A 5444-nucleotide genomic window follows, 5' to 3' on the forward strand; every position below is an offset into this window, starting at 1 on the left:
AGCCCCAGCCTGTATTCAAGTGCCGCGCGGCGCCCCGTTTATTCCGAGAGGCAACGCAACTGAAAACTGTAGGCACGGAAGCTTACGTTGCTGGGGTTGAGGGCTTGCGAATTGAAATCCAAGTTCACGCCACTGGTATCGTTGATTGCCGAAGACCAGCTCGAGCCTCCGAAGCCGACGCCACCCAATGCGCCTAATTGTTTGTAGTAGCCACAGTCGCGAATGCCCGGGGCGGTGCCGCTCGGCACGCGAACCAGACAATCTCTCCTCCGAATCGCCCCCCGACACCATTAGGAATAACTAAAAATATTCGTATCTTTGCGACGCCTTTCGGCCCACTCCCCCAAAGAGGAAGCCGGAAGGCGTCAATACATAAAGTCTAACCCGTTTAGTTTCAAACACAAACAAAACAATGACAAACGCAGAAGAAACCAAATCCGCGACGCTTTCGAACGCCTCCGTACCCGTGGAAACGTTCAATTGGGACGCCTTCGAGACTGAAGCCGGTCTTTACGGCGGCGCCAGCAAAGAACAAATCGCCAAAGAGTACGACCAGACCCTTTCGAACATCCAGACCGGCGAAGTGATGGAAGGTACCGTCACCGCTATCGACAAACGCGAAGTTCTCGTCAACATCGGCTTCAAATCCGAAGGCGTGATCTCCAGCAGCGAATTCCGCTACAACCCCGACCTCAAAGTCGGCGACAAAGTGGAAGTCTACGTCGAATCCGCCGAAGACAAGAAAGGCCAGCTCGCCCTGTCTCACAAGAAAGCACGGCAGCTCCGTTCGTGGGATCGCGTCAACGAAGCCCTCGAAAAAGACGAAATCATCAAGGGCTATATCAAATGCCGGACTAAAGGCGGTATGATCGTCGACGTCTTCGGCATCGAAGCCTTCCTTCCCGGCTCCCAGATCGACGTGAAACCCATTCGCGACTACGACATCTACGTCGACAAGACCATGGAATTCAAAGTCGTTAAGATCAACCAGGAATTCCGCAACGTCGTCGTATCGCATAAAGCCCTGATCGAAGCCGAACTCGAACAACAGAAAAAAGACATCATCGGCAAACTCGAAAAAGGCCAGATCCTCGAAGGGACCGTTAAGAACATCACCTCCTACGGCGTATTTATCGACCTCGGCGGCGTCGACGGTCTGATCCACATCACCGACCTCTCCTGGGGCCGCGTCAACCACCCCGAAGAGATCGTACAACTCGACCAAAAACTCAACGTCGTTATCCTCGACTTCGACGACGCCAAGAAACGCATCGCCCTCGGCCTGAAACAACTCACCCCGCATCCGTGGGACGCCTTGGCCGCAGAGATGAAAGTCGGCGACAAAGTTAAAGGTAAAGTCGTCGTGATGGCCGACTACGGCGCATTCATCGAGATTGCACCGGGCGTCGAAGGCTTGATCCACGTCTCCGAAATGAGCTGGTCGCAACACCTGCGCTCCGCACAAGACTTCATGAAAGTCGGCGACGAAGTCGAAGCAGTCATCCTGACCCTCGACCGCGACGACCACAAGATGTCATTGGGTATCAAACAACTGACCCCGGATCCGTGGGAAAACATCGAAACCAAATATCCGGTCGGTTCCCGTCATCAGGCTCGCGTACGCAACTTCACCAACTTCGGCGTCTTCGTCGAAATCCAGGAAGGCGTCGACGGTCTGATCCACATCAGCGACCTCAGCTGGACCAAGAAAATCAAACACCCCTCGGAATTCACCCAGATCGACTCCATGATCGACGTACAGGTACTGGAAATCGACAAAGAAAACCGTCGTTTGAGCCTCGGTCACAAACAGTTGGAAGAAAACCCGTGGGACGTTTACGAAACCATCTATAAACCGGATACCATCCACACCGGAACGATCGCCGAAATCAACGACAAAGGCGCCGTCGTGACCTTGAACGAAGGCGGTGAAGGCTTCGCACCGGGACGTGGTCTGGTCAAAGCCGACGGGACGACCGCTAAAGTGGGCGAAACCCTGGAATTCCGCGTCCTCGAATTCGGCAAAAACAACCGGAAACTCATCCTTTCGCACACCCGCACCTTCGAAGAAGCCAAAGGCAAAGAAGATGCCGTGAAAGAAGCTTCCACCCAGGATGCCGTGAAGAAACTCTCCTCGTCGATGGAAAAAACCACGCTGGGAGATATCTCGGGCCTCGCTGAACTCAAAGCGCAGCTCGAAGGCAAAAACTAATCAGGTACTTTTAGTTGTACCCGTTCATTGACCACTGGATAGAACTGTTCTTTTTGTGAACAAAAAGAACCAAAAAAACTTCAGAGCGCATCCCTGCGGGATGTTCTAGCCGTGTCTGACCTTGGGTTGGGCTGGATTTTCAGCGGGCGCGCTTGGGTGATATGCCCGATTAGCGCGCCTCGCCTGAAAATCTCAGCCCAACGAACAAGGCGGAGAGAACACGTGGTCGGCCCATCGGGACGACCTCTGCAAAAGTCTTTTGGGTACCTTTTCTTCAGAAAAGGTACGGTTCCGTCCGGCGCAAAGAATGAAGACAATTAAAATACGTTATGACCTTTCGAGTGACCATACTGGGATGCAGTTCGGCCCGACCGACCGCTACCAGGCATCATACTGCTCATGTGCTGAACGTACATGAGCAGTTTTTTTTGATCGACAGCGGCGAAGGGACACAATACCAGCTTCTTCGATACGGGATTAATCCGTTGAAAATCAACGCGATTTTCATCACCCATCTACACGGCGACCACGTTTACGGGATTTTCGGCCTGCTCTCCACCATGAGCATGATGGGGCGGACACGGCGGTTGGAAATCATCGCCCCGCACCCCTTCAGCGAAATGCTGCGGAGCCACTTCGGATTTTTCGGAGTCGAGCTGCCTTATCCACTGGATATCAAAGAAGTGGATACCAGAACATCCGGGATCGACGTATGGTCGAACCGCGTGTTCAGCGTCTCCAGCCTTCCCCTTCGGCATCGCGTTCCCTGCTGCGGCTACCTCTTTCGCGAGCACGAACCCAGCCTGAACGTACACAAACACCTCGTCGAAGGATATGGACTGACCCCTGACCAGATCACCGTCCTGAAACAAGGCCGGGATACCACCTTAGCCAACGGCGCCCCCCTGACCGCCCGAGAAGCCACCTACCGGCCTTACACACCCAGAAGCTACGCCTTTTGCAGCGACACCACCCCCTCCGGGAAAGTCGCCGCCCTCGTCGAAGGCGTGGATCTGCTCTACCACGAATCCACCTACCTCCACGAAGACAAAGCGCTCGCCGCGAAGACCGGCCACTCCACCGCCCTTCAGGCCGCCCGTCTCGCCCGCAGAGCGAACGTCCGGCATCTGCTACTCGGCCACTACTCCGCCCGTTATAAGAGCCTCGAGCCCCTGCTGGACGAAGCCCGGAGCGAATTTCCCGAGACCATTCTGAGCCACGACGGCCTCGCCCTGACCATCGAAAAAGACCATTCGCTCCGAGTCTCCCGGCTTTAGTCCGACCCCATAGTGGGAAATTCCGCCGAAAGCTGTAAATTTGTATCCATCTAACATCACGTTCGTCTATGCAGGAAAAAATTCTGATCCTCGACTTCGGATCGCAGTACACCCAGCTGATAGCCAGACGGGTACGCGAACTGAACGTCTATTGCGAGATACACCCCTACAACCACTACCCCGCCATCGCCCCCTCCGTGAGAGGCGTGATTCTGTCCGGCAGCCCCTTCTCCGTGCGCGACGCAGAGGCGCCCCGGATCGACCTCAGCGGGATTAAAGGACATCTGCCCCTGCTCGGCGTTTGCTACGGCGCACAATATCTGGCCCATCATTTCGGCGGCGAAGTCGCACCGTCCAACAGCAGAGAGTACGGCCGCGCCATGCTCTCGAAAGTGCAGAGCCAGAACCCGCTGATCGCCGGTCTGAGCGAACAGACCCAGGTTTGGATGTCCCACGGCGACACCATCGTCAAAGAGCCGACCGGCTGCGAAATCATCGCCAGCACCGAAGATGTACGGGTCGCCGCTTTCCACATCGCGGGTGAAGATACCTGGGGGATTCAGTTCCACCCCGAAGTCTACCACTCCACTGAAGGGCTTCAACTGCTGAAACACTTCGTCGTCGACATCTGCGGATGCAAACAGGACTGGACACCCGCATCGTACATCGAAACCACCGTCCGCGAACTGCGGGCGAAACTCGGGAACGACAAAGTCGTCCTCGGGCTTTCGGGCGGCGTGGACTCCTCCGTGGCCGCCGTATTGCTGCACAAGGCCATCGGCGCCAACCTGACCTGTATCTTCGTCGATATGGGCCTCTTGCGGAAAGACGAATTCTCCAGCGTGCTGGACTCCTATAAGAACATGGGGCTCAACGTGATCGGCGTCGACGCCGGCGACAAATTCCTCGGAGATCTAAAAGGCGTGACCGATCCGGAACAGAAGCGGAAGATCATCGGTCGCAACTTCATCGAAGTCTTCGACAGCGAGGCCCAAAAGCTCCAGGAGGTGCGTTGGCTGGCCCAGGGGACGATCTATCCGGACGTCATCGAATCCGTATCCGTCAACGGCCCGAGCGTGACCATCAAATCGCACCACAACGTAGGCGGCCTTCCCGAGAAGATGAACCTCAAGATCGTGGAACCGCTGCGATTGCTTTTCAAAGACGAAGTGCGGCGGATCGGACGAGAATTGGGATTATCGGAACTTTTGCTCGGTCGTCACCCCTTCCCGGGCCCAGGTCTGGGGATTCGCATTCTGGGTGAAGTGACCAAAGAGAAAGTGCGGATTCTGCAGGAAGCCGACGCCATCTTCATCCAGGCTTTGCGCGATGCCGGCTGGTACGACAAAGTTTGGCAGGCAGGCGTCATGCTGCTGCCAGTGCAGAGCGTCGGCGTGATGGGCGACGAACGGACGTATGAGTCTTGCGTAGCCTTGCGCGCCGTAACCTCGACCGACGGGATGACCGCCGACTGGGTACACCTGCCGTATGAACTGCTGGCCAAGGTATCGAACGACATCATCAATAAGGTGCGGGGGATTAATCGCGTAGTGTATGACATTTCGTCGAAACCGCCGGCAACCATCGAATGGGAGTAGGAATAGGAGGGAGTGTGAGTCCTTGTCAAACATTCTCACTCTAAACACACACGGGGGGATGAGTATCAACTCATTCCCCCTTTCTTTTGGATTCTTTCCTCTCGGTGTTGTGTTCCTCCCGCCCCGGGCAGCCGCTATTCAGGCTCAGGCGGACTGCTCAGCGTCGGCTATCACGGATTCAGCTGGTCTTCCGCCACGAACGACATCTATGGTCTGGATTTGAATTTCTATGTGACAGGCCTCAATACCGGCTACCCAGACTATCGCACCTACGGTTTTCAGTTGCGCTGCCTCTCGGAATAAACGCTGCGTGCCCGCGGTGGGCAAAGGGCTGGAACTACCCTAAGTAACCGACAG

Annotated in this window: 3 protein-coding genes; all 3 read left to right on the forward strand. The window is 55.7% G+C overall.

Annotated features, from left to right (window positions below):
* Window positions 1-412: 412 nt before the first annotated feature.
* The 3 genes from rpsA (at window position 413) to guaA (ending at window position 5087) form a co-directional block, all read left to right on the forward strand.
* Window positions 413-2212: a 30S ribosomal protein S1 gene (gene rpsA / locus QZ302_RS08310; protein WP_294594387.1), complete on the forward strand. Its 1800-nt coding sequence runs from the start codon at window positions 413-415 to the stop codon at window positions 2210-2212.
* 329 nt (window positions 2213-2541) lie between these two features.
* On the forward strand, window positions 2542-3489 hold the full coding sequence (locus QZ302_RS08315) for a ribonuclease Z (RefSeq protein ID WP_294594389.1): 948 nt from the start codon (window positions 2542-2544) through the stop codon (window positions 3487-3489).
* 68 nt (window positions 3490-3557) lie between these two features.
* Complete coding sequence (gene guaA, locus QZ302_RS08320; RefSeq protein WP_294594390.1) at window positions 3558-5087, forward strand: glutamine-hydrolyzing GMP synthase; 1530 nt, start codon at window positions 3558-3560, stop codon at window positions 5085-5087.
* Window positions 5088-5444: the final 357 nt, after the last annotated feature.

This window comes from uncultured Rikenella sp. (genome assembly GCF_910579375.1).
Taxonomy (GTDB): Bacteria; Bacteroidota; Bacteroidia; order Bacteroidales; family Rikenellaceae; genus Rikenella.